Source organism: Rhizobium sp. BK591, assembly GCF_014195045.1.
Classification (GTDB): Bacteria; Pseudomonadota; Alphaproteobacteria; order Rhizobiales; family Rhizobiaceae; genus Rhizobium; species Rhizobium anhuiense.
The window spans coordinates 1,143,020-1,169,191 of sequence record NZ_JACIAZ010000001.1; the positions used below are offsets into that span (position 1 = coordinate 1,143,020).

Here is a 26,172-nt window from a genome sequence, read left to right on the forward strand (position 1 = left end):
GACTAGGGTTGTCGGACGGTCACTTTATTGCTCCCAAAAGCAGGCCGGACCGCATCAGCCTGCTCAAAATGCCCGCCATGACGACCATGGGTATGATCGCGACCAGGGCGGCTGCCGATATCGACCACCACTCGTCGCCGCGCTGGCTGTTTTGCCCTGCGACGAGAATGGGAAGGGTCTGCCATTTGGAACTGGTCAGGAAGAGCGCGAACAGGAACTCGTTCCAGACGAAGGCGAGGGTGATCATGAATGTCGCGATCAGGCCCGGCTTGGACATGGGCAGGACGATACCGAAGAAAATTCTCCACGACGGCACATTGTCGACCATCGCCGCCTCTTCGACTTCAACCGGCAGTGCCGCAAAGAAATCGCGCATCAGCCAGATCACGATCGGCAGTGAGAAGGCGACATAGGCGAAGGTGAGGCCTGTATAGGTGTCGACCAGCTTGAACCCCAACTTGCCCATTTCCGTATACATCAGGAACAAGGCAAAGGCGGCGACGATCGGCGGAAACATGCGCTGGCTCACAAACCAGAAGACGATATCATCATTGCCGAGGAGTGGCCCCGGAAGCTTGATACGGCTGGAGCCGATGGCGAGCGCAAGCGCTGCAACAAAAGCAAAGATCAGCGATATAGCCTGCCCGTAGCCCAGCACATGGCGGCCGAGCAGATATCCGCCGAAGGCAACGACGACGAAAATCACGCCGGACAGCAGCTTGACCTCGAAGGTGAAGCGCACCAGCGCATAGGCGGCCATCGATCCGATGAAGGTGGCCAGCACCGATGCGGACAGCCCGACGATCGTCGAGGCGATGAAGGTGTTGTAGAACTGGCCGCGTGCGCCCGACAGAAGCTCGCTCCAGGCTGTCAGCGTTGGGTCGAAGTCGACAAAGGGAATATAGGTCGGCCCGCCGACGACGCCGAGCGGCGACTTGAACGAGGTGATCGCGACCCAGTAAAGCGGAAAGAAGGTGAAGGCCAGCCAGAGCAGGCAGCCTGCAAGCGCCCACCAGCGGCCGGATCCCTTGAGGTCACGCACGCTCATTTGTGCTTCTCCAGATAGGGCTTCAGGATGGCGAGATAGACCAGCCCGATCACGGTGATGACGATCAGGAACAGGAAGGACAGGGCGGAAGTGTAGCCGAGGTTGAACTTCTTGAAGCCCTCCTGATACGCGAACAAGGTGAGCGTTTCTGTGGAAATGCCAGGCCCTCCGCCTGTCATGACGAACACCGTATCGATGATCTTGTAGCTTTCGATGAGGCGGATGAAGACCACAGCCACCGAAATCGGCAGCATCATCGGGAAGGTGATCCCCCAGAACTGCTGCCAGGGGCTGGCATTTTCAAGCGCGGCAGCCTCGTAGACGTCCTCCGGCAGGGTTTGCAGCCCGGCAAGCAGCATCAGGATGACGAAGGGTGTCCACTGCCACACTTCGACGGAAATGATGGCGCCGATAGCCCATCTGGTCTGCGTCAGAAACGGCAGATTGGGAAAGCCGAAGGCGGTCATCAACTCATTGAGCGGGCCCATCGTGGGATTGAGGATCTGGCGGGCGATGAGTGCAACGGCAACGGGCGCCACCAGCATCGGCACCAGGAAGCTCACCCGGAACAAACCTTCGCCAGGCACCCGGCGGTTGAGCGCCAGCGCCACGGAAAATCCGATGACATATTGCAGCGTCACCGCGACAAAAGCGATGATCGTCGTCGTCCAGGCGACATTCCAGAAGCGCGGATTCTGAAGCAGTTCCATATAGTTGCCGAAGCCGACGAAATGCGCGGGGATCGGCGGCACGAGCCGCAGGCTCATGAAGCTGGTGGTCAGCGAATAGATCAGCGGAAAGATCGAGATCACCAGCACGATCAGCAGTGCCGGCCAGATGAAGACGTGCTTGATCGGATCGTTGCGGGTCATGCCGCGCCTCCTTGCCGGAGAAGCGCCTCGATTTCCTCGATCTTCGGCATTGCAGGCGCGGTACCCCGCCGCGTCACCGCGATACCGGCGGTCGCGCAGCCGAAACGCACGGCCTCGACCGGAGTAGCGCCCCGCGAGAGTGCCGCCGAGAAGCCACCGACAAATGCGTCGCCGGCGCCTGTGGTATCAATGACTGCTCCCGACGAGACGGCCGGAACATGAACCGATTGCCCCGCCGTATGGTACAACACGCCGCGACCACCCAGCGTGATCAGCGCGGCTTTCACGCCCTTGGCAAGAAAGGCGTCGCCAGCCCGTCTGGCCTCGTCGAGCGTGTCGAGCGGAAAGCCGACGATAGCGGCTGCCTCGGTTTCGTTTGGCACGATATAGTCGCAGAGCGGATAGATCGTGTCCGGAAACGGCTCTGCCGGCGCCGGATTGAAAACTGTGGTCACGCCGGCCGCATGGGCGATTTCGAGGGCGCGCTGCGCCGCTTCGGCCGGTTGTTCGAGCTGGGTGACGAAAACCGCCGATTGCTCGATGGTTTCGCGTGCCGCCTCGACATCACCAACGCCGATGGTGCCCGCGGCACCTGGATAGACGATAATCGCATTGTCGCCGTTACCGTCATTGACGTAGATGAAGGCAGCGCCGGTCGGCATATCGTCCATCTGGACAAGCTTCGGCGTCACGCCCGCTTCCGCATAGGTCTTCAGCGCCATATCGCCGAACGTGTCGCGGCCGATCTTCGAGATGAAGGAGACTGTTCCCCCGGCGCGGGCTGCGGCGACAGCCTGGTTGGATCCCTTGCCGCCCGGGCCTACTGCAAAACCGGTCCCGGTGATTGTCTCGCCAATGTTTGGCATGCGCTTGGCCAGATAGGCCGTATCGGCGACGAAAATCCCGAGGATCGAAACACCCACCTTCATTATCGTTTCCCTTCAAACGGCTTCCGGCGGAATCACGCCTTTGGTGAACAGGAAGCAGCCGTAGAAGCGGTTTTCGCCCGTGGTGATGACGCAATAAGCCTTTTTGGCTTCCTCATAGAAGGCGAAACGCTCGATGCCATACATCGGCGCCGGCTTGCCCTCGGCGCTGTCGATGACGGCCTGGACTTCCTCCTGCACTGGAGGGATCTCGTCCGGCGCGCCCATGATTTCCATTCGCCCGGCAGACGGCTGCAGCGGCGTATCCAGCGGCATCACCGAAAGAATAGCCTCGACGGCGCGGGCAGCGGACACATTGTCTATCCGCAACAGCTTGCCGAGCACCGTTTGCCGGGCAATCGAATCCGAAGGGAAATTGGTGTCGGAAACAACGACCGTGTCGCCATGCCCCATGGACCGGAGCGCGTGCAGCACATCCGCGTTCAGAGCCGGATCGATATTCTTCAGCATGGAAGTCCTCCCTTAATTGCACTATTTCGCGGCTCGTCGTGCCGCGGAACAGACCCCACAATCGCAGCTCCGTTACAGCTCTGCGATTCCCTCAAATTCCGTTGTTCTCGCCTGCCGGTGCGGTTCTCCTCCCGCCCGGATGACTAGAGCTGGAGCCCTTATTCTCCGTAGGGTATCCAGATATTCTTCACATCCACAGCGCGGCGAAGGTATAGCGCGCCCTCGGCAGCGGCTCGGTCCATCCAGTCCGTCGCCTTGCCATTGTCCACGAAGGTTCGCTTGAGATTGCCCGAAGACAGCTTCTCCACCGTCGTCGACAATTCCGCGGAGCCGAAGGCCCACAACGCATCAACGTCGTTGTGGGCGGCAAGGATCTTTGCCAGTTCCATCGCCGACCCGGTGACGATATTGACGACACCGGCAGGCACATCCGACGTTTCCAGAACGGAATAGAAATCCGTCGCCGAAAGCGGGAAGGGCTCGCTCGGCACCGCGACGACACGATTGCCGGTGGCAATCAACGGCGCAACCAGACTGATAAAGCCGAGCAGCGGCGCTTCCGGCGGGCAAATGACGCCTACGACGCCGATGGCTTCCGGCATGGCCAGGGCAACGCCGCGAAGCGGCGGCTGGTGAATGCCGCCTTCATATTTGTCCGCCCAGGCTGCGTAGGTGAAGAGGCGCGAAATCGCGGCGTCGACCTCGGCATTTGCATTGGCTGCGGACGCTCCGGTCATCGCTGTTATCCGCGAGGCGAACTCATCGGCGCGACCATTGAGGTTTTCGGCGATGTAATAGAGGATCTGAGCGCGGTTATGCGTGGTGGCATTCGACCAGGCGGAGGCGGCCTGTGCGGCAACCACGGCATTGCGGATGTCCTTGCGGTTGCCCTCGCCGACCTCTCCGACCGCCTTGCCTTTGGGGGAGGCGATGACACGGGAATAATTGCCGTCCGGGCGCGCCTGCTTGCCGCCGATGAAGAGCTTTGCCGTCCGGTCGATGGTTGGCAGGGCAAAATCGCCGGCAACCGGCTTCACTTGCGAAAGTGCGGGCATTGCTGCGCGCGCCTTGCGACCGACCCAAGCCTTCGGCTTCAGATATTCGTAGCAACCTTCCCGTCCGCCTTCACGGCCGAACCCGGACTCGCGCTTGCCACCAAAACCGACGGCGGCGTCAAAAAGATTGGTGGCATTCACCCAGACCACGCCGGCTGCGAGCTTTGCCGCAACGTTCAGCGCCAAGCCGATCGTCTCACTCCAGACACTGGCGGCGAGGCCGTAGCGGGTATGATTGGCAAGCTGGACGGCTTCTTCCGGTGTGCGGAAAGTCATGGAGACCGCAACCGGCCCGAAGATTTCCTCGGTCGCGACGATCGATGTCGGCTGCACGCCGCTGAGAAGCGTCGGCGGGTAGAAGCTGCCGCCTTTCGGCAGGTCGATCTTCGCCTGATGCAGCGTCGCGCCTTCTGAAACTCCCTTTTTCACCAGGGTTTCGATACGCGTCAATTGCACGGGTGCGATGATCGCACCCATATCGATGCACTTGTCCAAAGGCTGACCGACCCGCAATGTCTGCATGCGGCGCTTCAGCCGCTCATGGAAAAGATCGGCAATGCCTTCCTGGACCAGAAGCCGCGAACCCGCGCAGCAAACCTGCCCCTGGTTGAACCAGATCGCGTCGACCACGCCTTCCACGGCGCCGTCGATATCGGCGTCGTCAAAAACGACGAAAGGTGACTTGCCGCCGAGTTCCAGCGTCAATGATTTGCCGCTGCCTGCGGTACGCTCGCGAATAACGCGCCCGACTTCGGTCGATCCGGTAAAGGCAATTTTGTCGATATCCTCATGCCCGACGAGCAGCGCGCCGGTTTCGCCTTCTCCCGTCACGATATTGAGCACGCCCGGCGGAAGGCCCGCCGCAGATGCCAGTTCGGCAAAGAGAAGCGCCGTCAGCGACGTGAATTCGGCAGGTTTCAGGATGACGGTATTGCCGAGCGCCAAAGCCGGCGCCACTTTCCAGGCCAGCATAAGGAACGGGAAATTCCAGGGGATAATCTGGCCGACGACGCCCACCGGCACATGGTCGGCGAATTCCGTGTCCTGGATTTGCGCCCATCCGGCGTGATGATAGAAATGACGGGCTGCCAGCGGCACGTCGAGATCGCGGGTTTCGCGGATCGGCTTGCCGTTGTCGATGGCCTCGACCACAGCAATCAGACGTGCATGGCGCTGGATCATCCGGGCAAGTGCATAGAGATGGCGCGCCCGCGCGTGGCCCGGCAATCGCGCCCATGACGCCTGCGCCTTGCGGGCCGCAGCAACCGCGTTGTCCACATCCGCCGCACCGCCGTTGGCGAGCTTCGCCAGGACCTTGCCGGTGGCTGGCTCGAACGTGTCGAAACTCTTGCCCGATACCGAGGGCACGAACGCGCCATTGATGAAGTGACCGAAACCGGAAGCGTGGCGCGCCAGCCAGTCGCGCGCTTCGATATCGGATTCAGGGGCAGGGCCATAGGACATTTCGTCGAAATACTTGGCAACAGTCATCTGGATCATCCAATCGGGTGTCTGTTGAGGGCCGAATAGGCACCGGTGACATGATGCTCCAGCTGCCGTTCGATATCAGCAAGCAAGCTCGATGCACCGATGCGGAAGAGATCGGGCTCCAGCCATTCTCGCCCCAGTTCATCCTTCATCAGGAACTGGTAGTTTAACACGTCCTTCGCCGCGGAAATGCCACCGGCCGGCTTGTAGCCGATCTTGATGCCGGTGCGCTCGTAATAGGCGCGGATCGCCCGCAGCATGGTCAATGTCACGGCCAGCGTCGCATTGACGCCTTCCTTGCCGGTCGAGGTCTTGATGAAATCGGCGCCTGCCATCATGCAGACCAGCGAGGCCCTGGCGACATTGCGCAACGTCTTCAGGTCGCCGGTCGCCAGAATGGCCTTGACATGCGCATCACCGCAGGCGGCGCGGTATTCTTTCATTTCCTCGTAGAGTGCCGTCCAGTTGCCGGTCAGCACATGCTCGCGGGTGATGACGATGTCGATTTCCTTGGCGCCATCGGCAACCGATGCCTCGATTTCCTTGACCTTGAGGTGGTGCGGGCTGAGGCCGGCGGGGAAACCGGTCGAAACCGCTGCGACCGGAATGCCGGAATCGCCGAGCGCCTCGACGGCTGTTGCAACAAAACGATGGTAGACGCAGATGGCGCCGGTCGTGATCGAACGGCCGCTCATGCCAAGCGAATCGAGAAGGTCGGCGCGTACCGGATTCATCGCCTTCGCGCACAACCGCTTGACGCGCTCGGGGGTATCGTCGCCGTTCAACGTCGTCAGATCGATGCAGGTAACCGCCTTCAGGAGCCAAGCCGCCTGTGCGTCTTTTTTGACAGTCCGGCGTCCGGGAAGCGAGGCTATGCGGCGCTCGGTGGCAGACAGGTTGACCCTTGCATCGAGAACCCAAGAGAGATCGAGTTCCATGCCGGCATTGCGCGGCCGGTTATGGGTGCGCTCCGGCGATTGCGAGGGGGCGTTTGCCGCATTGTGAACAGCAACGGTTTCCAAACAGAATCCTCCCGGGCAGAGTGTGAAGATCCTGTTGCTCTCTGTGCAGATGCACGCAGCGAAAGACGGTCTTCACAATCAACGAAAATGTTAGTTTTTTTTCATTGTTTGTGAGAGTTGCATCACCTGGCTGTCGCGTCAAGTTAGATTTCGACAGGCGCAGAAAAAATGCGGATTTGTCAGTCGAAATCGCTCATGCCGTTTTCGGTAATGACCGCATCGAACGCCTTCATCTCGCTGAAAAAGGCTGGCTTCAGCTTGCCGATCTTGCTGCTGTCGGCGAGAAGAATATTCTTCCGTGCGCGGGACATCGCCTTTTTCTTGATCTCCGCTTCGTGGAAATGCGCGCATGTCGCGCCACGCCGGGCATCGATACCGGCTGCAGAAAGGAACGCCACGTTGATCACCAGCGAATCGAGCATTTCCAGCCCCGAGGCACCGGAAAAGCTTGCCGATGCGGGGTGATAGAGACCGCCGAGCATAACAAGGCGAACGTTGGGTTTTCGCGTCAGACGATCGGCGACGTTCAGCGCGTAACAGATCGCCGTTATATGAATCTTGTCTGGGAGAAGATCGACCAGATAGGGCAAGGTGGTGCCGCAATCGAAAAAAACGGTATCGTCATCGTGAATGTAATCAATGGCTTGTGTGCAGATCTGTCGTTTTGCCGCGGCATGGCTGTCGGCTGCCCTGGAAATTTCATAGGCATCGTTCTCCGCTTCGACAGCCGGAACGATATGGCCGCCCAGGAACGCGAACTGGCCTGCATTGGCGCTGACATCACGCCGAACCGTCATTTCCGAGACGCCCAGGATCTCGGCAGCATTCTTGATGTGCAGAATGCGATGTTGTGAAAGGGCCTCGGATAAGACTGCGATGCGCCGGCCCCTGCGACTATCCATATCGCGCGTCTCCCTTATCGTTTACACTGGAATAGTGTTCTGACGAAAATTTAACAAGGACTGCCATTCTCGAGTCTCGTTCGGCCGTGGATCTGCGATTCGGCATTTGCGCCGAGACACAGTTTCTGCACCAGCCGGTTGCGCCCGACATGGCATATCGCTTCAATTTTATAGGGAACCTCCTCAATTTGAAATGAGAATTTGTGATTGATCTTCCATATTTTGATGGAATAGTCACAAAACTGTATAAATGGCGCCGACTTGGCCGCGGGAGCGGGTCCCGGCCGGCAGGGCGGGCCTCCGGTCGGGCGGACGCCCGACCGGAGGCATCATCCTCGCGACTGCTTAGGAACATTTCCTGGCTGCGCGCTACTTGCCGGCTTGTCTTGCCGCCTTTTCGATCGCATCGGCGACCTTTTCCGCTTGGGAGGCGAAGACGGCGTGGCTGGCCTTGATTTCGGTCACTTCGCTGCCGGCGCGTTTTGCCATGTCACGCTCCAGATCGGGGTTGATGGAGCGATCCTCGGTGGCGACGATCGACCAGCTTTTTTTTGTTCGCCATGCCGGCTGGGTGATCTTGGCCGAGAAAGCCTGCTTCGAGGCGAAGACCTGCGACCTTGCCATGAAATCGGTTTCGGCTTGCGGAAGGTCTGCTGCGAAAGCCGCAGCGAAGGCGCCGGGATCGAGATAGAGATATTTGCCGTCCTTCGTTTCCTTGATATCCATGCTGCCGGCGGGCTTCGAGCTGGCGAGGCTGAGCAGGCTTTCGCCCTTGTCGGGCTGGAAGGCGGCGACATAGACGAGCCCGGCGACATTGGGATCATTGCCCGCTTCGGTGATAACCATGCCGCCATAGCTGTGGCCGATGAGTAGGCTTGGTCCTTGCTGCAAGTCGAGAACGCGCTTGGTCGCCGCCACATCGTCCTCGAGCGAGGTGATGGGCTGCTGGACGATGGTGACGTTGAAGCCGCGTTTTTCGAGAATGTCGGTCGCCCTACGCCATCCCGAGCCGTCGGCCAGCGCGCCGTGGACGATCACGATGTTTTTCACCTCGGCAGCCTCTGCCGCGAATGCGATGACGGTGGTGGCAAATGCAAGCGCTGCGGTGAACATAAGACGTCTATTCATGACTATTACTCCTGTGGGTCAATGTTAAGGGTCGGGATATTGATGCGTCCCGGGTTCAGCCGAATGTGAAAGCGTAGGCTTGCACCCCGGGATCGAGGAAGCTGATTTCGAAATTGCGGGCGACGACCGGGCCGGACTGGCGGACAAGCTGGTAAAGCCTGGTCGCGGTCACCGTGCCGTTGCCGTCGGCATCGATGTCTGCACCGTGGTCAGGCCCCGGCGCCTTGCCGTCGATCTTCACCTGGAAGCGGATCGGCTTGCCACCGGCGCCAGGCCCGAGAACGAGATGCAGATCGCGGGCGCTGAAGCGATAAGTGATGCCGCCGCCCGGCTGATCAAGGGTCACCTGACCCGGGCCGACGATCCAGGCTCCGGAGAGGCCCCATTCGTTGAGGCCCGGTTCGCCGATCGTATAATTTTGCGCCAGGTCGGCCTGCAGCCCTTCCGGAGAGGCGAAGTTCGCCGCCTGTTCGTAGCCGAGATAGGTCTCGCCGGAGCGGATATTGCGGAGATCAGGGCTTGCTTCCACGCCCTTGGCATCCGGCGCGACCGGCGCGCTTGCCGTCGTCTGGCCGCCAGCCTCACGCAACAAGTCCTGAATGGCCTTTTCGGTCCTGTCGTAATTGCCTTCGCCGAAATGGTGGTAACGGATCTGGCCCTTGGCATCGATCAGATAGGCGGCAGGCCAGTAGCTGTTCTGGAAGGCGCGCCAGATTTTGTAATCATTGTCGATCGCAACGGGATAGCCGATCTTGAAATCGTCGATTGCGCTTTTGACGTTGTCGATCTTCTTCTCGAAGGCAAATTCCGGGGCGTGGACGCCGATCACCACGAGGCCCTGGTCCGCATATTTTTCCGCCCAGGCCCTGACATAGGGGATGGTGCGAATGCAGTTGATGCAGGAATAGGTCCAGAAGTCGACGAGAACCACTTTGCCCCGCAACTGCTCTGATGTCAGCGGCTTCGAGTTCAGCCATTCGACCGCGCCGTCGAGCGAAGGCGCGTCACCTTCGACGGGCAGATCGCTGCGGAAGGGCTTCTTCGTGTCGGCGGCGGCGATCACCATGTCTTTGCTCGCCAGCTCGGAGGATGCGCCACTCAGCGGCCTTGCATGCAGCCTGTTGAGCACGGCTTGTTCCAGCGATGCGGTGCTGGCGTAGGAGAGCCGGGCGAGCAGGCTGGTATCGAGGCCGAGCGCGATGACGGCGACACCCGCCAGCACGGCAGCGCCGAGCCCTTGACGAATCCGGTCGCCGAGGCCGAGAGAGCGCTTCATGGCGGTGAATATCCTGCCGCCGACCAGCAGGGCGACGGCAAGGGACGTCGCAGCACCGGCGGCATAGGCGATCAGCAGGAATGTCGTCTGCAGATTGGCGCCCTGCAAGGCCGCCCCCGTCAGAACGAGGCCGAGGATCGGTCCGGCGCAGGGGGCCCAGAGCAGACCGGTGGCGATGCCGAGAATGAGCGCGCTCTTTGCCGTCGGGGCGGCGCGTCCGCCGCCGCTGGCATTTAGCAGGTTGTTTCCAAGGTCGACGACCGGCCGGGCAAGCGTGCTTGCGAAGCGTGGTGAAAGCAGGCTCAGGCCAAAGAGCCCAAGCAGGACGATGGCGGCAAGGCGGCCATATTCATTGGCGCGAATGGCCCAGCTGCCGCCGACTGCGGCAAGCGTGGCGACCAGCGCGAAAGTGGCGGCCATGCCCGCCAGCATGGGCAGTGTGCTCCTGACGAAGGGCTGTCCCGCACGGGCAAAGACGAAGGGGAGGATGGGGAGGATGCAGGGGCTGAGGATCGTCAGCGCGCCTCCGAGATAGGCTATGATCAGAAGTGTCATCATCGTTTCCTTTGAAACCGATTGATCGGGCTCTGGACGGCGATGGGGCCCGAACCAGCAACGGCGGGGATATGGCCGGGCGGACGTATCCTCGATGTGTCCGGTTTCGCGGGGAAATGTACCGAACTATTGCGGTCGCGGCGGGCGATACAAAGCGATACAAACTGCCGCCCAGCGGTGGGCTGTGACGAAAGCGCCGGGGCCGGCGCGAGGCTTTGCTCGGTCGGCGCGATTGTATCAGAATGTATCCCGGCGGCCGAAATCTACATCCGCATGCAAAACCGACGGCTTGCGACATATGAGGGATACAAGCGCAACCTCATTTCAGCACCGTGATCCATTCGACAGGAGAGACCGATGTCAGAGCAAATCAATCATCACCGCCGCCGCTTCTTCGGCATGACGGCCGTCGCCCTTGCGGCGGTCGAGTTCGGCGTGGCCGGCAAGGCCGCCGCTCAATCAGCGCCCGCCGCATCCGTGCCTGACGTCAAGGTGGGAACCCACACGTCCTTCGAAGCGCTGAAGCAGGTGAAAGCCGGCGTGCTCGATATCGGTTATGCCGAGGCGGGGAAGGCGGACGGTCCTGTCGTGCTTCTGCTGCATGGCTGGCCCTATGACATCTATAGTTTCGTCGATGTCGCACCGCTGCTTGCCTCGGCAGGCTACAGGGTGATCGTGCCCTATCTGCGCGGTTACGGCACGACCCGCTTCCTGGACGACCAGACGCCGCGCAACGGCCAGCCGTCAGCACTCGCCGCCGATATGATCGCGCTACTCGATACGCTCGATATCGAGAAGGCGGTCATTGCCGGCTATGACTGGGGCGGGCGGACCGCCAACATCATGGCGGCGCTCTGGCCGGAGCGTTGCAAGGCGATGGTCTCGGTGAGCGGCTACCTGATCGGCAGCCAGGAGGCCAACAAGAAGCCGCTGCCGCCGAAGGCCGAACTTGCCTGGTGGTATCAGTTCTATTTCGCCACCGAACGCGGCCGTCTGGGTTACGAGAGCAACACCCATGATTTCGCAAAGCTTATCTGGCAGACGGCTTCGCCGAAGTGGAACTTCGACGATGCGACATTCGGCAGATCGGCCGCCGCCTTCGACAACCCCGACCACGTCGCCATCGTCATTCACAATTATCGCTGGCGCCTGGGGCTTGTCGAAGGCGAGGCCAAGTACGATGCCTATGAACAGACGCTTGCGGGAGCGCCTGTCATTTCGGTGCCGACGATCACCATGGAGGGCGATGCAAACGGTGCACCGCATCCGGAGCCTTCCGCCTATGCCGGAAAGTTCTCCGGCAGATACGAGCATCGCACGATCGGCGGCGGCATCGGCCATAACCTGCCTCAGGAGGCGCCGCAGGCCTTCGCGCAGGCGGTCATAGACGTCGATCGCTTCTAAGCCGACGGTGTCGTGCCGCAGGGCCTCGTTGCTCCGGCCGGCGGAATATGCGTAGGTCGCGTCAACCGCTTCGATATCTAGGCGGCGGGCGCGGCCGCCTTTACGGGTGAGGAACCGGGAAATATGGATCATGTCGATCACATCCTGATTGTCGATGACGATCGCGAAATCCGCGAGCTGGTCTCGGGCTATCTGCAGAAGAACGGTCTCAGGACGAGCGTTGCCGCCGACGGGCGCCAGATGCGCAGTTTTATCGAGGCCAATGCCGTCGACCTGATCGTGCTCGATGTTATGATGCCGGGCGACGATGGGCTGGTGCTGTGCCGCGAACTGCGTGCCGGCCGGCACAAGGCGATCCCGATCCTGATGCTGACGGCCCGCACCGACGAGATGGACCGGATCCTCGGCCTGGAGATGGGCGCCGACGACTATCTTGCCAAACCGTTTGCAGCGCGCGAGCTGCTCGCCCGCATCAAGGCGGTGCTGCGGCGGACGCGCATGCTGCCGCCCAATCTGCAGATCAGCGAGGCCGGACAGTTGCTGACCTTCGGCGACTGGCGGCTCGATACGGTCGCCCGGCATCTTCTCGACAAGGAGGGGACCGCGATTGCGCTCAGCGGCGCCGAATACCGTCTGCTTCGCGTCTTCATCGACCATCCGCAGCGGGTGCTCAATCGCGACCAGCTTCTGAGTCTGACACAGGGCCGCGACGCCGATCTTTTCGATCGCTCGATCGATCTCCTGGTCAGCCGACTGCGTCAGCGGCTGGGCGACGACGCACGCGAGCCGACCTATATCAAGACGGTGCGCAGCGAAGGTTATGTGTTTTCAGTTCCGGTCGAAATCTCGGAGCTGCGCCAATGAAGTCGGTGGTCCCTTTGCGCCCGGGTTTGGCCTGGCCGAGCACGTTGCGCTCGCGGATATTTCTGATCCTGCTGATTGGCTTGGCTGTGGCCTACGGGCTGTCCTTCAGCGTTCTTTATATGGAGCGCTATATGTCGGCAAAGGCCGTGATGCTCGGCACGCTGGAAAACGACGTTGCAACGTCGATTGCCGTTCTCGACCGACTTCCGCCAGGCGAACGTGGCGATCTGCTGGACCGGCTGAGCCGTGGCAACTACCGTTTCGTGTTGGGACCCGGCCTTGCCGGCGTGCCTGACACGTCAAGCAAGGGCGCCGAGATATCAGGCAAGATCGAGGAGGCGATCGGGCACCGCTTTCCAATCCGTATCGAACGGATTCCTGGCGATGTGAACCGGTTGCAGGCGCATCTGACGCTCAGCGACGGAAGCCCGTTGACGATCGACGTCACGCCGAAGGGGGTCATGCCGATCGCCGCGTGGCTGCCCTATGTCTTCGTCATCCAGATGGCACTGCTCATTCTTTGTACCTGGTTTGCGGTTCGTCAGGCGATCCGGCCGCTCGGCGCGCTTGCCGCCGCCGCCGATGCCCTCGACCCGAACAGGGATGGTCCGGCCTTGAGCGAGGCGGGGCCGAGCGAGGTCGCGCATGCGGCAAGGGCGTTCAACGCGATGCGGGAGAGGATTGCCCATTACCTCGAAGAGCGCGTCCAGATCCTGGCGGCAATCTCGCATGACCTGCAGACGCCGATCACCCGCATGCGGCTGCGCGCCGACATGGCGGAGGATTCGCCGGAGAAAGACAAGCTGGTGCATGATCTCGGCGAGATCCAGCGTCTCGTCCAGGACGGGATTGCCTATGCGCGCAGCGCGCATGGCGACGGCGAGAAGAACGCCCGCATCGATCTCGCCTCGTTCATCGACAGCATAGCCTATGATTACCAGGATACCGGAAAGGCCGTCACCGTCGTCGGGCTGGTTCACGGCGCCGCCTTCACCAAGCCGCATGCGCTTCGCCGAATCCTGTCGAACTTCATCGACAATGCGCTGAAGTTCGCCGGCGCTGCCGAGATCAGCGTCGAGCGCAGCGCCGAGAACGATATCGTCATCACAGTCATGGATCGCGGGCCGGGAATTCCGGACGATCTGCTGGAAGCCGCCATGCAGCCTTTCTTCCGGTTGGAACAATCCCGCAACCGGGAGACCGGCGGCACCGGTCTCGGACTTGCGATCGCCCAGCAGCTGACGGCCAAGATCGGCGGGTCGCTCCGGCTCTACAATCGCGCCGACGGCGGACTGTCGGCGGAAGTCACCATCCATTGACATCGGCAGCCGCCGCAAAATTTCGCGATGTTTGTATGGAAAGATGTCCTCGATATCGGATGCTACGTTTTGTGACATTTCAGGCGATTTCGGAAACATGGCGGATATATCCGTCGGTCAAAACACACTCCGTCAACCCGGCCGCGCAGCGCGGCCAGTCGCCTGAAGCGACGCAACACAAGGAGTGTTCCATGACAAAGATCGACAAGGTTCTCTATACCGGCAAGACCCATACGACGGGCGGGCGCGACGGCGCTTCGCACAGCGACGACGGCCAGCTGGATATCAAGCTTTCGCCTCCGGGCAGCAACCGGGCCGGCACCAATCCCGAACAGCTTTTCGCCGCCGGCTGGTCTGCCTGCTTCATCGGCGCGATCGGCTTTGCCGCGGCCAATCAAAAGGTCAGGCTCCCCGCCGATCTCGCCGTCGACACCGAGGTCGATTTGGGAACGGCCGATGGCGGCTATTTCCTGCAGGCCCGTCTCAAGGTCAGCCTGCCGGGGATCGAAGCGGATGTGGCAAGAGCGCTCATTGAAGAAGCGCACCAGACCTGCCCTTACTCGAAGGCCACGCGCGGCAATATCCATGTCGAATTGAGCGTTGCCTGACGAATGCATTGCCCGCCGAAGGCCATTGGCCGCGGCGGGCAAAGGACAGCAGCCGAAAGCTAACAGGACGAGGCCGACCGGGCCTCGTCGTTGGAGGATCTGATGAGATTGATGATCATCTGCATTCTGGGAGCGGCGGTCTTCGTCGCGCCCTGCATCTACGACGTAAGCTCGCAGGAGCCTTCGCCGCTTGCGGGCCTCGTGACGGCAGCATCCGCAGCGTCGTCTTCCGGGGCGCCGCGGCCGTTCCAACCCCTCTTTTAGGTCACTAGGGAGAAGACCCGTGAAGCTCTATCAGAATGAAATTTCCTCGGCGACGTCGAGAGTCCGTATCGCGCTCGCCCTCAAGGGATTGACGGCGGAAACACTGCCGGTGACCATCCTCGGCGAAAATGCCGAGAGCCGGCAGGCCGGATATCGCAGCGTCAATCCGCAAGGGCTGGTCCCGGCCTTGCTGACGGATGGCGGCGTCCTCATCACCCAGTCGCTGGCGATCGTCGAATATCTCGACGAGATTCAGCCCGAACCGGCGCTGCTGCCTGGAACGGCGGAGGACAGGGCGCTGGCGCGGTCGATCGCGCTTGCGATCGCCGCCGAGATCCATGCGCTGCTGCCGCCGCGGATCGGCCTGCATCTCGGCAAGACCTTCCAGGCGGATGCCGATGCCGTTGCCGCCTGGAATCGTCATTGGGTCGGCGAGGGAATGGCCGCGATCGAGACGATGATCGCCGGCCGCAGGCAGGGGGCTTTCGCCGTTGGGGATCAGCCGTGTGTTGCCGATATCTTCCTTTTTCCTCAGGCGATCAGCGCCCGGCGTATGGGCTTCGATCTCGCCCAATGGCCAAATATCGCGGAGATTGTCGCTCGGCTGGAAGCGATACCGGCCTTCCAGGAGAACGCGCCGGCACCGAGACGATGATGCGATCGACGAAGAAGCGGCCGCAAATGACTGCGGTCGCTCCTTTTCCATTGTTGGCGGCCCTCAGCGATTGACCCTTGCCTGCAGATGCGCGGGATAACGATCGCCTTCCACCTTGATGGTGGCGAGCGCGTTTTCGATGCTGCCAAGATCCTCGGCCGTCAGTTCGATCTCGGCGGCCTGAATGTTCTCCTCGAGGCGATGCAGCTTGGTGGTGCCGGGGATCGGCACGATCCAGGGTTTTTGTGCCAGCAACCATGCCAGGGCGACCTGGGCGGCGGTTGCCTTCTTGTGGGCGGCGATGTCCGCGAGCAGATCGACGAGTGCCTGGTTGGCCTTGCGCGCTTCCTGGGAAAAGCGCGGCACGATGTTGCGGAAGTCCTTGCTGTCGAAGGTCGTCGTTTCGCTGATCGCGCCGGTGAGGAAGCCCTTGCCGAGCGGGCTGAAGGGCACGAAACCGATGCCGAGCTCTTCGAGCACCGGCAGGATTTCCTGCTCGGGTTCGCGCCACCACAGCGAATATTCACTCTGCAGTGCCGCCACCGGCTGGATCGCATGGGCGCGACGGATCGTCTGGGCGCCTGCTTCCGAGAGGCCGAAATGCCTGACCTTGCCCTCGGCGATCAGCGCCTTGACCGTGCCGGCCACATCTTCGATCGGGACATCGGGGTCGACACGATGCTGATAGAAGAGGTCGATGACATCGGTCTTCAAACGCTTCAGCGCCTGGTCAGCAACCGCGCGGATCTGTTCCGGCCGGCTGTTCATGCCGCTCTGGCCGCCATTGGCATCGAAGTTGAAACCGAATTTCGTGGCGATCACCACTTCGCTGCGGAAAGGCGCCAGGGCCTCTCCCAGAAGCTCTTCGTTCTTATAGGGGCCATAGGCCTCGGCCGTGTCGAAGAAGGTCACGCCGCGTTCGAACGCGCGGCGGATCAGCGCGATCGCCTCCGGAATTGCTGTCGCCGGGCCATACCCATAACTCAGCCCCATGCAGCCGAGACCGATGGCCGAGACTTGAAGCCCGCTCTTTCCGAGTTCACGTTTCTGCATTGCCGTTTCCTTTTCTAACCCTGGTACTGCGTGTCGGTGACATGCTCCATCCAGTCGACGACCTTGCCGTCGAGCTGTTCCTGGATGGCGATATGGGTCATCGCCGTGGTCGGCGATGCGCCGTGCCAATGACGTTCACCCGGGGCGAAGCTGACGACGTCGCCGGCGCGGATCTCCTCGATGGGGCCACCTTCGCGCTGCACACGACCGCAGCCCGATGTGATGATCAGCGTCTGGCCGAGCGGATGGGTGTGCCAAGCGGTGTGGGCGCCGGGCTCGAAGGTGACGCTGGCGCCAGCCGCGCGTGCCGGGCTGGTCACGGCAAACAGCGGGTCGACACGCACATTGCCGGTGAACCAGTCGGCCGGTCCCTTGGCCGAAGGCTGCGAACCGCTTCGCTTTATATCCATCCTTGTCTTCCTTTCGATGTCGGGCTTTCGATGTCGGGTGGACGTGTCCACTCGCGTAACAAGGTATTTAGGGCGTGCGCCTGGTTGCGATTAGATGGTATAAACGGCAAGAACCCATGAGGATTTTTCATAAATGTCACGCCCTGCCGTCAACGATCTCATCGCTTTCCTCGCCGTTGCGCGTGCACAGAGCTTCACCAAGGCGGCGGGCAAGCTGGGTGTGTCGCAGTCGGCGCTCAGCCACACCATCCGCGGGCTTGAGGAGCGGCTTGGATTGCGATTGCTGACACGTACGACACGCAGCGTCTCACCGACGGAGGCTGGTGAACGGCTGCTCGTCTCCATCGGACCGCGGCTCGATGAGATCGAGAGCGAACTGGCTGCCTTGAGCGCGTTCCGGGAGAAGCCGGCGGGCACCATCCGCATCAATGCCGGCGAGCACGCGGCCGATGCCGTCCTTTGGCCCGCCCTGGAAAAGCTGCTGCCCGATTATCCCGATATCAATGTGGAAATCATCGTCGACTACGGCCTCACCGACATCGTCGCGGAGCGTTACGATGCCGGGGTGCGGCTCGGAGAGCAGGTGGCGAAGGACATGATCGCGGTGCGCATCGGCCCAGACATGCGCATGGCCGTGGTCGGCACTCCCGCCTATTTCACCACCAGGCCGAAGCCGCTGACGCCGCAGGATCTTACGGATCACAATTGCATCAATCTGCGTCTGCCGACCTATGGCGGCGTCTATGCATGGGAGTTCGAGAAGGACGGGCGCGAGCTCAGGGTTCGCGTCGAGGGCCAGCTGGTTTTCAACAATATAGCCCTGCGGCTGAGCGCCGTGCTGGCCGGTCTCGGGCTGGCCTACATGCCGGAGAACCTGGTCGAGGGGCATCTTGCCGATGGACGGCTGGTGCGGGTCCTCGAGGACTGGTGCCTGCCGTTTTCCGGCTACCATCTCTACTACCCAAGCCGTCGGCACACGTCACCGGCATTCGCCCTCGTCGTCGATGCGCTTCGCTATCGAGGATAGAGGCCCATCATTCGAGCTGCGCGAACCGGCAGATATCCGAGCCATGGAGACGTTCAATCGATCGGCTCTTGCCCGAAGCGAAGTCATGCCTTCAGCGATTTGACATTCCATCACTCGCCACTAATTCACACTTGATATCGAAGGAAACAGTGAATGAATACTGCGGCACCTGCCACGAAAGCCCGGACCGGTGTGTCCGGTTTGGACACAGTTCTGGCGGGCGGCCTTTCCACGGGCCACGTGTTTCTCCTGGAGGGAAATCCAGGGGCGGGCAAAACGACCATCGCGCTGCAGTTTCTGATCGAAGGTGCGCGGCTCGGCGAGCAGGGGCTCTACATCACCCTTTCAGAAACCGAGAGCGAACTCCGGGCCGGCGCCGCATCGCATGGCATGGTGATCGACGGCAATATCGAGGTCTTCGAGGTCGTGCCTCCGGAAAGCCTGTTGGATGCCGACCAGCAGCAGAGCCTGCTTTATTCATCGGACCTAGAACTTGGAGAGACGACAAAGGAAATCTTTGCCGCTTTCGAGAAGATCAAGCCACGTCGCGTGGTTCTCGACAGCCTGTCGGAGATAAGGCTGCTCGCGCAAAGCTCGCTGCGCTACCGCCGGCAGATCCTCGCGCTCAAACACTATTTTGCCCGACAGGGGGCGACAGTCCTTCTGCTCGACGATCTGACGTCCGACGTGCTCGACAAGACGGTGCACAGCGTCGTGCACGGTGTCATCCATCTTGAGGAACTGGCGCCGAACTATGGCTCCGAACGCCGACGTCTGAGGGTCATGAAATACCGCGGGCAGGCCTTCCGCGGCGGCTATCATGATTTCATCATCCAGACCGGTGGCGTGATCGTGTTTCCGCGTCTCGTCGCTGCCGAACACAGGTCCAGCTATGTCCGCGATCAGATTTCCTGTGATATTGCGGAGCTGGATCTTCTTCTCGGCGGCGGCCTCGAGCGGGGTTCCAGTACCCTGATCCTCGGTCCTGCCGGCACAGGCAAGAGCACCTTCTCGTTTCAATTCCTGATGGCGGCGGTGGCGCGCGGCGAGAAAGTGGCGGCCTTCATTTTCGACGAAGAGCTAGGCCTGCTCTTCACGCGGCTGAAAGCGCTCGGAATGGATCTCGAAGCCATGAGGGATGCGGGTCTTATCCACATCGAACAGCTCGATGCCGCCGAACTGTCGCCCGGCGAATTTGCTGATCGCGTGCGCAAGTGCGTCGACAAGTCGGATGCGAAAACCGTCATCATCGACAGTATCAACGGTTATCAGGCTTCGATGCCGGATGAGAATTCGCTGATCCTTCATATGCATGAGCTGCTGCAATATCTGAACAGGCAAGGCGCCAATACCTTCCTGACCGTTGCGCAGCACGGGCTGGTTGGCGACATGAAGGCTCCCGTCGACGTCACCTATCTCGCCGATACCGTCATTCTGCTGCGCTATTTCGAGGCTGCGGGTAAGGTGCGTCGGGCGGTCTCCGTGATCAAGAAGAGGACCGGCTTTCACGAGGATACCATCCGTGAGTACCGCATCGACGCTTCCGGCTTGAGATTCGGCGATCCTCTCACCGGGTTCCAGGGCGTGCTTCGCGGCGTTCCCGAATTTATCGCGCCCTTGGCGCCGCTCCTGTCGACCAATGGCGGGGATAGCGGCAATTCCTAATTCCAGCAAACCGAAAGCATTGATCTACGCCCCCGCCGGTCGCGATGCCTGGGTGGCGAGATCGCTGGTCGATGAGGCCGGATTGACATCGATTGCCGCCGCCGACCTGTCTATGTTCGCGTCATCGCTCAGCGATGACATCGCGCTTGGCGTGCTGACGGAAGAGGCCGTTCGCTCGAGCGATCTCAAGCCGATCGCCGCCTGGGTCTCGGCCCAGCCGAGCTGGTCAGACCTGCCGTTCATCGTACTCACCATACGTGGCGGCGGGCCTGAACGAAATCCGGCCGCTGCCAGGCTTTCCGAGGTTCTGGGCAACGTCACCTTCCTGGAAAGGCCGTTCCATGCGACCTCCTTCATCAGCGTTGCCCGGACCGCGTTGAAGGGGCGCCTGCGCCAATATGAAGCGCGCGCCCGGCTTGAGGCTCTCAGCGAAGGAGAACGACGGTTGCAGACGGCGCTCGCCGCCGGTCGTCTCGGGGCCTGGGAGCTGGAGCTGTCCTCGATGGCCTTGTTCGCCTCGGCGACCTGCAAAGCGGTCTTCGGTCGAGCGCCGGATGATGAGGTTACGCGTGACGATCTGATTGCGAGCATCCACCCCGACGACCGGGACATTGTGCTGGCACGCCTGCGCCGTACGATTGATACCGGACTCGACTATTCGATCGAGCACAGAACGATCTGGCCGGATGGATCACTGCATTGGACCGAGGTCCATGCGCAGCTCTACACCGACAGATATGGTTCCGCCAGAAAGCTCGTCGGGGTCTGCTCCGATACCACCGCCCGCAAGACCATCGAGGAAAATCTGCGACGGCTCAATGAAAACCTCGAGGAGCGCGTGAGGGAACGGACCAGGGAGGTCAACGCCGCCCACCAAACCCTGCTCGAGGAAGTCGCCCAGCGTGAAAGAGCCGAGGAGCAGCTTCGCCAGTCGCAGAAGATGGAAGCGATCGGTCAGCTGACCGGCGGCGTCGCCCACGACTTCAACAACCTGCTGATGGTCGTTCTCGGAAATCTGGAGCTGCTCGGCAAGCACGCGGCCGGAGATGCCAAAGCGACGCGTCTGATCGACGGGGCGCTTCAGGGTGCGCGGCGCGGGGCGGCGCTGACACAGCGGCTGCTGGCTTTTGCCAGGCAGCAGGATCTGCAGGTCAAGCCCGTCGATCTGGCCGAGCTGGTCTCCGGCATGAAAGACCTGTTGCGGCGCTCGGTCGGATCCTCGATCAGCATCGAAACCATGCTGCCGACGACCCTGCCGCCGGCGCTGGTCGATGCGAACCAGCTCGAATTGGCGCTGCTCAACCTTGCGGTCAACGCCCGTGATGCGATGCCGGATGGGGGGACGCTGTCTATTTCGCTGCGCCAGGAACAGGTTGGCGGCAATAACGGCGATCTCGGCGAGGGGACCTATCTGGTGTTGGCGGTGGCCGACAGCGGCACCGGCATGGACACGGAGACGCTGAAGAAGGCGGTCGATCCGTTTTTCTCGACCAAGGAGATCGGAAAGGGCACGGGCCTCGGCTTATCAATGATCCACGGGCTTGCGGTCCAGCTCAATGGCGCACTTCTTCTGACAAGCGAGCTTGGGGTGGGAACAACAGCCGAATTGTGGCTCCCGGCCACCGAACGACGCCCCGAGCGGCCGGCCGAGGCCGAGCTGCCCGTGGCGCAAGCCGCATCCAGACTGAAGATCCTTCTGGTCGATGACGATGCCTTGATTGCGATGAGTTCGGTCGACATGCTTGAAGATCTCGGCCATGAGGTCATCGAAGCAAATTCAGGCTTGCAGGCGCTGGAGTTGATCAGCAGCGGTCAGCATTTCGACTTGATCATCACCGACTATTCGATGCCTGGTATGACCGGCGCACAGCTCGCTCAGGCCGCGCGGGACATTCATCCGGCGGTGCCGATCGTCCTGGCGACAGGTTACGCCGATCTTCCCGCGGGCACCGATATCGATCTTCCGAGATTGGGAAAGCCCTACAATCAGGCTCAACTTGCCAAGGAAATCGCCAAGGCGATGGCAGGCGAAACGGCTCCGACGCTCAGATCCGGCAGTGACGCAGCTGTCTTAGAGCCTCGCCTGTCCAAGGCCGACGATGTCAGCGATGAAATCGGCGATGGCGCCTGTGTCGTCTAGATCGAAGACCGGCAGGTTCGCATCCGTGACGGCGTGATCGGCGGCGATGGCGCAGATATGGGGATCGCTCGGCGCCAGCGGTTCACGATTGGCGGCCTCCAGGCGGCGGGCCTCGATCTTCGGGATCGGCTCGCGCTTGTAGCCTTCGATCAGCACCAGATCGCAGGGCGCGAGGCGGGCGAGGATTTCCTCGAACTCGGGTTCGGGGGCGCCGCGCAGCTCGTGCATGATGGCGTAGCGGGTGCCGGAGACGATGGTGACTTCATGGGCGCCGGCCTGGCGATGGCGATAACTGTCGGCTCCGACCTTGTCGATGTCGAAATCGTGATGGGCGTGCTTGATCGTCGAGATCCTGTAGCCGCGGCGGGTGAACTCCATCACCAGCCGGACCGCGAGCCCCGTCTTGCCTGAATTCTTCCAGCCGGCGATGCCGAAGATTTTCGGTGCGGTCATGCGTGAAGGGCCTCCAGCCAGCGTTCCGCCTCGACGAGATCGTCAGGCGTATTGATGTTGAAGAAGGGATCGAGCAGGCTGGCGCGGGTCGGATGCAGCGGGAACGCCACTTCCGTAACGTCATGCCGCAACAGGAAGTCGCGCACGCGGCGCTTCTCGTCGGTGGCGATCCAGGCTTCGAGATCAGCGGCCAGCGTCACCGGCCAGAGGCCGAAGACGGGATGGCTGCGGCCCTCGGAGGCGGCAATGGCGATCTGCGACGGGCGTTCGATCGCTGCCGCCAGCCGGGCGACGAGATCGGCCGGGAAGAACGGGCAATCCACCGAGACGGTGACGACATGGCTGATCGAGGGAAGGCCGGCGGCATAGACCATGGCCGCATGGATGCCGGCCATCGGCCCGGCCTTGCCGGGAAAACGGTCGGAAACGACAGGCACATCCTCGGCGGCGGCATCGGCGTTGACGGCAACGAGCAAGGTCTGTTGCGAGAGGCGGGTCAGCGCATGGCGGAGCAGGCTCTCGGTCCCGAGCATCACGCCCGCCTTGTCGCGGCCCATGCGCTGCGAGCGGCCGCCGGCCAGCACGACGCCTGCTATGTCGGATCTGTCCAGCGAGAATTCAGCCATCATCCTTCCTCAGCCATCATTTGTCTCAGCCATCATTTGTCTCAGACTGGCGCGCGCGGGGCGGATTCCTGCGCGATCGGCGATACGCGGCGCTTGGCCTCACGATAGAACGTATAGAGGCCGGAGGCGATGACGATCGCAGCGCCGATAAGCGTCCAGCTATCAGGCACTTCGGCGAAGAAGAAGACGCCGAGCAGGGAGGAGAAGATCAGGCTGGTATAGCGGAACGGCGCCACGAAGGAGATTTCGCCGGTGCGCATGGCAAGGATGACCGACTGGTAGCCGACGAGCACCAGCACCGAGGCGAGCGCCAGATGCCCGAGCGCGGTGGCGCTGACCGGTTGCCAGCCGCCGAGCACCGGGATCAGCAGCGCGCCGAAGAAGGAGGCAGACATGGCGGTGATGACGGTTATCATCAGCGAGGGAATTTCCGGGCTGATGCTCCGGGTGGCGAGATCGCGGCCGGCCGTCGTCAGCACCGCAGCGACGCAGAGGACGGCGGCGGGGGTGAATCCATCGGGGCCGGGACGGATGATGATCATCACGCCAATGAGGCCGACGAGGATCGCCGACCAGCGCCGCCAGCCGACCGGCTCGCCGAAGAAGAGCGCCGCACCGAAGGTGACGACCAAAGGCAGCGACTGCAGGATCGCCGAGGCATTGGCGATCGGCATCATGCCGAGCGCGGTGATATAGGTCACGGCGGAGAGCGTCTCGCAGATGATCCTGAAGATGATCATCGGCTGCAGCATGATGCGCCAGGAGCGCAGCGCGCCCATTTTCCAGGCAATCAGATAGACGAGCAGGCTGGTGAAGAGGCCGCGCAGAAACATGATCTCGCCGGCGTTCATATAGGCGATCACCGATTTGGACAGAGCGTCGCTTGCAGAAAAGCCGGCCATCGCCATGGTCATATAGATGGCGCCCTCAGTATTGCGTGACCGCGGCATGAAGAGATTCCCGTTACCTGTGCGCCCCTTTTAGTCGCGAAGATGCATCAAGGGAATCGGATGAATGTCACACCAGGCATAAATCGATGATGCGGTGCACAATGGCGCTGATGTCAACGCAGGCGTGTGGGCGGAAGTCCCGGCAAATCCGCGTTTTTTAAGTTGAATTCCGATATTTCCGACGCCGCAATCAAGGCGTCGATGGGGAATGCCATCGCGCCTGCCGGTTCGCCTCATTGGCGTTTTTCTCTTCCTGCGCGGGAAACGGGTGGCTGTATCGCCTGATGTTTGAGCATCTCGGTTATCGCAACAATCCAGGAGAAACCGATATGACACTTCTCAACGACAAGATCGCCATCATCACCGGCGCAAGCTCCGGCATCGGCCGCGCGGCGGCGAAACTCTTTGCGCGGGAAGGCGCCAAGCTCGTGGTCACCGGCCGCCGACAGGACGCGCTTGATGCCGTCATCACCGAAATCGAGGCGAAGGGCGGACAGGCGGTCGCCATATCGGGCGATGTCAGGGACGAGGCGCTGCAGGCACGGCTCGTCGAGACGGCAGTCTCGCGTTTCGGCCGGCTCGACATCGCCTTCAACAATGCCGGCATCCTCGGCGAGATGGGACCGGTCGCCGGGCTATCGCTGGAGGGCTGGCGCGAGACGATCGAGACCAATCTGACGGCAGCCTTCCTCGGCGCCAAGCACCAGTCGGCGGCGATGGGAAAAAGCGGCGGATCGCTGATCTTCACCTCGACTTTCGTCGGCCACACCGTCGGCATGCCCGGCATGGCCGCTTATGCGGCGAGCAAGGCGGGACTGATCGGCTTCGTGCAGGTGCTCGCCGCCGAACTCGGCAGGCAGAAGATCCGCGTCAACGCCCTGCTGCCCGGCGGCACTGACACACCCGCCAGCATCACCAACGCACCGGACGCGACACCCGAGGTGCTCGCCTTCGTGGAGGGGCTGCATGCGCTGAAACGCATGGCGCAGCCCGAAGAGATCGCCAAAGCCGCGCTGTTCCTCGCCTCCGACATGTCGAGCTTCGTGACCGGCACGGCGATGCTAGCGGATGGCGGGGTGTCGATCAGCCGGACATAGGTGGGGCGAGGGGCGGGGATCGGCAGTGTATGAGGTCGAGCCACCCGCCCTCGAAGGACGGGGCTGGCCGCCATGGCACCGTCGCCTCCGAGAGGGCTCAGGACATGATCAAACCACCGTCGACATTGATCGTCTGGCCGGTGATGTAGGCGGCGTCGTCGCTGGCGAGGAAGGTGACCAGGCCGGCGACGTCTTCTCCGGAGCCGGCCCGCTTCATCGGGATGCCCTCGACCCATTCCTTCATCAGCTCGCCGGGGGCGTAGTTGCCGAGCAGCTTACCCCAGGCCTGGTCGTTATAGGCCCACATATCGGTTTCGATGATGCCGGGGCAGAAGGCGTTGACGGTGATCTTCTCGGGCGCGACTTCCTTGGCCAGGCTCTGGGTGATGCCGACGACGCCCATTTTCGAGGCTGCATAATGCGGGGTATAGATGAAGCCGTCGCGGGCCTGGCCGGAGGCGGTGTTGATGATGCGGCCGCCGCGCTTGTGCTTGCGCATTCTTGATATCGCCTCCTGGGCGCAGAGGAAGACGCCCTTGGTGTTGACCGCCATCACCTTGTCCCACTCGTTTTCGGTCAGATCCTCGACGCGGGCAATGGTGATGACGCCGGCATTTTGAATTGAAATGTCGACCGTATCGAAGGCGTGTTCGGCGGCGTCATAGAGAGCCTTCACGCTCGCCTTGTCCGTGACATCGCCCACGAAAGAGATCGCCTTGCCGCCTTCGGCTATGATCTGCTCGGCGACTCCATGCACCGAATCTTCGTTTGCGGAGATGACGAGGTTGGCGCCTTCTTTCGCAAACCGCTTGGCGATCGCCGCTCCGATGCCGCGGCTACCCCCGGTAATGACGACAGTCTTTTGCTCAAAGCGTTTCATGCTCTTTCCTTCCC

25 protein-coding genes are annotated in these 26,172 nt (G+C 61.7%); 10 read left to right on the forward strand and 15 right to left on the reverse strand.

Annotation, left to right across the window (positions count from 1 at the left end):
- Positions 1 to 19 precede the first annotated feature (19 nt).
- The 9 genes from FHX10_RS05560 to FHX10_RS05600 form a co-directional block, all read right to left on the reverse strand.
- On the reverse strand, positions 20 to 1,048 hold the full coding sequence (locus FHX10_RS05560) for a carbohydrate ABC transporter permease (protein WP_018480741.1): 1,029 nt from the start codon (positions 1,046 to 1,048) through the stop codon (positions 20 to 22).
- The gene (locus FHX10_RS05565; RefSeq protein ID WP_028758823.1) at positions 1,045 to 1,920 is read right to left on the reverse strand and encodes a carbohydrate ABC transporter permease; all 876 of its coding nucleotides are present in this window, start codon (positions 1,918 to 1,920) and stop codon (positions 1,045 to 1,047) included. The genes FHX10_RS05560 and FHX10_RS05565 overlap by 4 nt, the downstream gene beginning before the upstream one ends.
- Entirely contained in the window at positions 1,917 to 2,849 is a 933-nt protein-coding gene (rbsK, locus tag FHX10_RS05570) for a ribokinase (protein WP_063475029.1), read from the reverse strand. Before rbsK ends, FHX10_RS05565 begins: the two co-directional genes overlap by 4 nt.
- Positions 2,850 to 2,861: 12 nt before the next feature.
- Positions 2,862 to 3,317, reverse strand: coding sequence for an RbsD/FucU family protein (locus tag FHX10_RS05575; protein ID WP_063475028.1), 456 nt, complete (start codon positions 3,315 to 3,317; stop codon positions 2,862 to 2,864).
- Positions 3,318 to 3,475: 158 nt separating this feature from the next.
- Positions 3,476 to 5,863 carry an aldehyde dehydrogenase family protein gene (locus tag FHX10_RS05580; protein WP_063475027.1) on the reverse strand — a complete coding sequence of 796 codons (2,388 nt, stop codon included), beginning with the start codon at positions 5,861 to 5,863 and terminating at the stop codon, positions 3,476 to 3,478.
- A 5-nt stretch (positions 5,864 to 5,868) separates the two neighbouring features.
- Positions 5,869 to 6,882: a deoxyribose-phosphate aldolase gene (deoC, locus tag FHX10_RS05585; protein WP_063475026.1), complete on the reverse strand. Its 1,014-nt coding sequence runs from the start codon at positions 6,880 to 6,882 to the stop codon at positions 5,869 to 5,871.
- A gap of 179 nt (positions 6,883 to 7,061) precedes the next feature.
- Entirely contained in the window at positions 7,062 to 7,784 is a 723-nt protein-coding gene (locus tag FHX10_RS05590) for a DeoR family transcriptional regulator (protein ID WP_028758701.1), read from the reverse strand.
- A gap of 369 nt (positions 7,785 to 8,153) precedes the next feature.
- Positions 8,154 to 8,912 (reverse strand): alpha/beta fold hydrolase, encoded by a 759-nt coding sequence (locus FHX10_RS05595; RefSeq protein WP_063475025.1) that lies wholly within the window; start codon positions 8,910 to 8,912, stop codon positions 8,154 to 8,156.
- 55 nt (positions 8,913 to 8,967) lie between these two features.
- Positions 8,968 to 10,743: a cytochrome c biogenesis protein DipZ gene (locus FHX10_RS05600; RefSeq protein WP_063475024.1), complete on the reverse strand. Its 1,776-nt coding sequence runs from the start codon at positions 10,741 to 10,743 to the stop codon at positions 8,968 to 8,970.
- 357 nt (positions 10,744 to 11,100) lie between these two features.
- Between FHX10_RS05600 and FHX10_RS05605 the strand changes: the two genes are divergently transcribed.
- The 6 genes from FHX10_RS05605 (at position 11,101) to maiA (ending at position 15,857) form a co-directional block, all read left to right on the forward strand.
- Entirely contained in the window at positions 11,101 to 12,147 is a 1,047-nt protein-coding gene (locus FHX10_RS05605) for an alpha/beta fold hydrolase (RefSeq protein ID WP_063475023.1), read from the forward strand.
- 123 nt (positions 12,148 to 12,270) lie between these two features.
- Positions 12,271 to 13,011, forward strand: coding sequence for a response regulator (locus FHX10_RS05610; RefSeq protein ID WP_028758697.1), 741 nt, complete (start codon positions 12,271 to 12,273; stop codon positions 13,009 to 13,011).
- Positions 13,008 to 14,330 carry an ATP-binding protein gene (locus FHX10_RS05615; protein ID WP_097630993.1) on the forward strand — a complete coding sequence of 441 codons (1,323 nt, stop codon included), beginning with the start codon at positions 13,008 to 13,010 and terminating at the stop codon, positions 14,328 to 14,330. The genes FHX10_RS05610 and FHX10_RS05615 overlap by 4 nt, the downstream gene beginning before the upstream one ends.
- 191 nt (positions 14,331 to 14,521) lie before the next feature.
- Positions 14,522 to 14,938, forward strand: a complete 417-nt coding sequence (locus tag FHX10_RS05620; protein WP_028758695.1) for an organic hydroperoxide resistance protein — start codon at positions 14,522 to 14,524, stop codon at positions 14,936 to 14,938.
- Between the two features lie 102 nt (positions 14,939 to 15,040).
- Entirely contained in the window at positions 15,041 to 15,202 is a 162-nt protein-coding gene (locus FHX10_RS05625; protein WP_179869523.1) for a hypothetical protein, read from the forward strand.
- 19 nt (positions 15,203 to 15,221) lie between these two features.
- On the forward strand, positions 15,222 to 15,857 hold the full coding sequence (maiA, locus tag FHX10_RS05630; RefSeq protein ID WP_097543675.1) for a maleylacetoacetate isomerase: 636 nt from the start codon (positions 15,222 to 15,224) through the stop codon (positions 15,855 to 15,857).
- Positions 15,858 to 15,920: 63 nt separating this feature from the next.
- Here the strand turns inward: maiA and FHX10_RS05635 are convergent, their stop codons facing one another.
- Both FHX10_RS05635 and FHX10_RS05640 read right to left on the reverse strand, forming a co-directional pair.
- Positions 15,921 to 16,910 (reverse strand): aldo/keto reductase, encoded by a 990-nt coding sequence (locus FHX10_RS05635; RefSeq protein WP_097630992.1) that lies wholly within the window; start codon positions 16,908 to 16,910, stop codon positions 15,921 to 15,923.
- Between the two features lie 14 nt (positions 16,911 to 16,924).
- The gene (locus FHX10_RS05640) at positions 16,925 to 17,320 is read right to left on the reverse strand and encodes a cupin domain-containing protein (protein ID WP_097630991.1); all 396 of its coding nucleotides are present in this window, start codon (positions 17,318 to 17,320) and stop codon (positions 16,925 to 16,927) included.
- A 133-nt stretch (positions 17,321 to 17,453) separates the two neighbouring features.
- Between FHX10_RS05640 and FHX10_RS05645 the strand changes: the two genes are divergently transcribed.
- From FHX10_RS05645 to FHX10_RS05655, 3 genes are all read left to right on the forward strand, one after another.
- Complete coding sequence (locus tag FHX10_RS05645; RefSeq protein ID WP_028758691.1) at positions 17,454 to 18,347, forward strand: LysR family transcriptional regulator; 894 nt, start codon at positions 17,454 to 17,456, stop codon at positions 18,345 to 18,347.
- Between the two features lie 153 nt (positions 18,348 to 18,500).
- Positions 18,501 to 20,012: an ATPase domain-containing protein gene (locus FHX10_RS05650; protein WP_097630990.1), complete on the forward strand. Its 1,512-nt coding sequence runs from the start codon at positions 18,501 to 18,503 to the stop codon at positions 20,010 to 20,012.
- Complete coding sequence (locus tag FHX10_RS05655; RefSeq protein WP_097630989.1) at positions 19,987 to 22,152, forward strand: hybrid sensor histidine kinase/response regulator; 2,166 nt, start codon at positions 19,987 to 19,989, stop codon at positions 22,150 to 22,152. The genes FHX10_RS05650 and FHX10_RS05655 overlap by 26 nt, the downstream gene beginning before the upstream one ends.
- On the opposite strand, the gene mobB is transcribed toward FHX10_RS05655, so the two are convergent.
- The 3 genes from mobB to FHX10_RS05670 are packed head-to-tail and all read right to left on the reverse strand — an operon-like array spanning position 22,084 to position 24,181.
- Positions 22,084 to 22,605, reverse strand: coding sequence for a molybdopterin-guanine dinucleotide biosynthesis protein B (gene mobB, locus FHX10_RS05660; RefSeq protein WP_063475018.1), 522 nt, complete (start codon positions 22,603 to 22,605; stop codon positions 22,084 to 22,086). The two genes, FHX10_RS05655 and mobB, sit on opposite strands and share 69 nt — an antisense overlap.
- On the reverse strand, positions 22,602 to 23,231 hold the full coding sequence (gene mobA / locus FHX10_RS05665; protein ID WP_097594426.1) for a molybdenum cofactor guanylyltransferase MobA: 630 nt from the start codon (positions 23,229 to 23,231) through the stop codon (positions 22,602 to 22,604). Before mobA ends, mobB begins: the two co-directional genes overlap by 4 nt.
- A 41-nt stretch (positions 23,232 to 23,272) precedes the next feature.
- Complete coding sequence (locus FHX10_RS05670; RefSeq protein WP_097630988.1) at positions 23,273 to 24,181, reverse strand: DMT family transporter; 909 nt, start codon at positions 24,179 to 24,181, stop codon at positions 23,273 to 23,275.
- A gap of 329 nt (positions 24,182 to 24,510) precedes the next feature.
- Here FHX10_RS05670 and FHX10_RS05675 point away from each other — a divergent pair, with 329 nt between their 5' ends.
- Entirely contained in the window at positions 24,511 to 25,278 is a 768-nt protein-coding gene (locus FHX10_RS05675; protein ID WP_047611616.1) for an SDR family oxidoreductase, read from the forward strand.
- A 97-nt stretch (positions 25,279 to 25,375) separates the two neighbouring features.
- Here FHX10_RS05675 and FHX10_RS05680 read toward each other — a convergent pair whose 3' ends face one another.
- On the reverse strand, positions 25,376 to 26,158 hold the full coding sequence (locus FHX10_RS05680; RefSeq protein ID WP_063475015.1) for an SDR family NAD(P)-dependent oxidoreductase: 783 nt from the start codon (positions 26,156 to 26,158) through the stop codon (positions 25,376 to 25,378).
- Between the last annotated feature and the right edge of the window lie 14 nt (positions 26,159 to 26,172).

Bases quoted from the DNA above. Each gene is read 5' to 3' on its own strand.
- FHX10_RS05625 (WP_179869523.1), top strand. From the start codon at position 15,041: ATGAGATTGATGATCATCTGCATTCTGGGAGCGGCGGTCTTCGTCGCG.
- FHX10_RS05650 (WP_097630990.1), top strand. From the start codon at position 18,501: ATGAATACTGCGGCACCTGCCACGAAAGCCCGGACCGGTGTGTCCGGT.
- FHX10_RS05565 (WP_028758823.1), bottom strand. From the start codon at position 1,920: ATGACCCGCAACGATCCGATCAAGCACGTCTTCATCTGGCCGGCACTG.
- FHX10_RS05590 (WP_028758701.1), bottom strand. From the start codon at position 7,784: ATGGATAGTCGCAGGGGCCGGCGCATCGCAGTCTTATCCGAGGCCCTT.
- rbsK (WP_063475029.1), bottom strand. From the start codon at position 2,849: ATGAAGGTGGGTGTTTCGATCCTCGGGATTTTCGTCGCCGATACGGCC.
- FHX10_RS05580 (WP_063475027.1), bottom strand. From the start codon at position 5,863: ATGACTGTTGCCAAGTATTTCGACGAAATGTCCTATGGCCCTGCCCCT.
- FHX10_RS05620 (WP_028758695.1), top strand. From the start codon at position 14,522: ATGACAAAGATCGACAAGGTTCTCTATACCGGCAAGACCCATACGACG.
- FHX10_RS05635 (WP_097630992.1), bottom strand. From the start codon at position 16,910: ATGCAGAAACGTGAACTCGGAAAGAGCGGGCTTCAAGTCTCGGCCATC.
- FHX10_RS05655 (WP_097630989.1), top strand. From the start codon at position 19,987: ATGGCGGGGATAGCGGCAATTCCTAATTCCAGCAAACCGAAAGCATTG.
- FHX10_RS05615 (WP_097630993.1), top strand. From the start codon at position 13,008: ATGAAGTCGGTGGTCCCTTTGCGCCCGGGTTTGGCCTGGCCGAGCACG.
- FHX10_RS05670 (WP_097630988.1), bottom strand. From the start codon at position 24,181: ATGCCGCGGTCACGCAATACTGAGGGCGCCATCTATATGACCATGGCG.
- FHX10_RS05680 (WP_063475015.1), bottom strand. From the start codon at position 26,158: ATGAAACGCTTTGAGCAAAAGACTGTCGTCATTACCGGGGGTAGCCGC.
- FHX10_RS05560 (WP_018480741.1), bottom strand. From the start codon at position 1,048: ATGAGCGTGCGTGACCTCAAGGGATCCGGCCGCTGGTGGGCGCTTGCA.
- mobB (WP_063475018.1), bottom strand. From the start codon at position 22,605: ATGACCGCACCGAAAATCTTCGGCATCGCCGGCTGGAAGAATTCAGGC.
- FHX10_RS05610 (WP_028758697.1), top strand. From the start codon at position 12,271: ATGGATCATGTCGATCACATCCTGATTGTCGATGACGATCGCGAAATC.
- FHX10_RS05575 (WP_063475028.1), bottom strand. From the start codon at position 3,317: ATGCTGAAGAATATCGATCCGGCTCTGAACGCGGATGTGCTGCACGCG.
- FHX10_RS05675 (WP_047611616.1), top strand. From the start codon at position 24,511: ATGACACTTCTCAACGACAAGATCGCCATCATCACCGGCGCAAGCTCC.
- FHX10_RS05600 (WP_063475024.1), bottom strand. From the start codon at position 10,743: ATGACACTTCTGATCATAGCCTATCTCGGAGGCGCGCTGACGATCCTC.
- FHX10_RS05645 (WP_028758691.1), top strand. From the start codon at position 17,454: ATGTCACGCCCTGCCGTCAACGATCTCATCGCTTTCCTCGCCGTTGCG.
- mobA (WP_097594426.1), bottom strand. From the start codon at position 23,231: ATGGCTGAATTCTCGCTGGACAGATCCGACATAGCAGGCGTCGTGCTG.
- FHX10_RS05605 (WP_063475023.1), top strand. From the start codon at position 11,101: ATGTCAGAGCAAATCAATCATCACCGCCGCCGCTTCTTCGGCATGACG.
- FHX10_RS05595 (WP_063475025.1), bottom strand. From the start codon at position 8,912: ATGAATAGACGTCTTATGTTCACCGCAGCGCTTGCATTTGCCACCACC.
- FHX10_RS05640 (WP_097630991.1), bottom strand. From the start codon at position 17,320: ATGGATATAAAGCGAAGCGGTTCGCAGCCTTCGGCCAAGGGACCGGCC.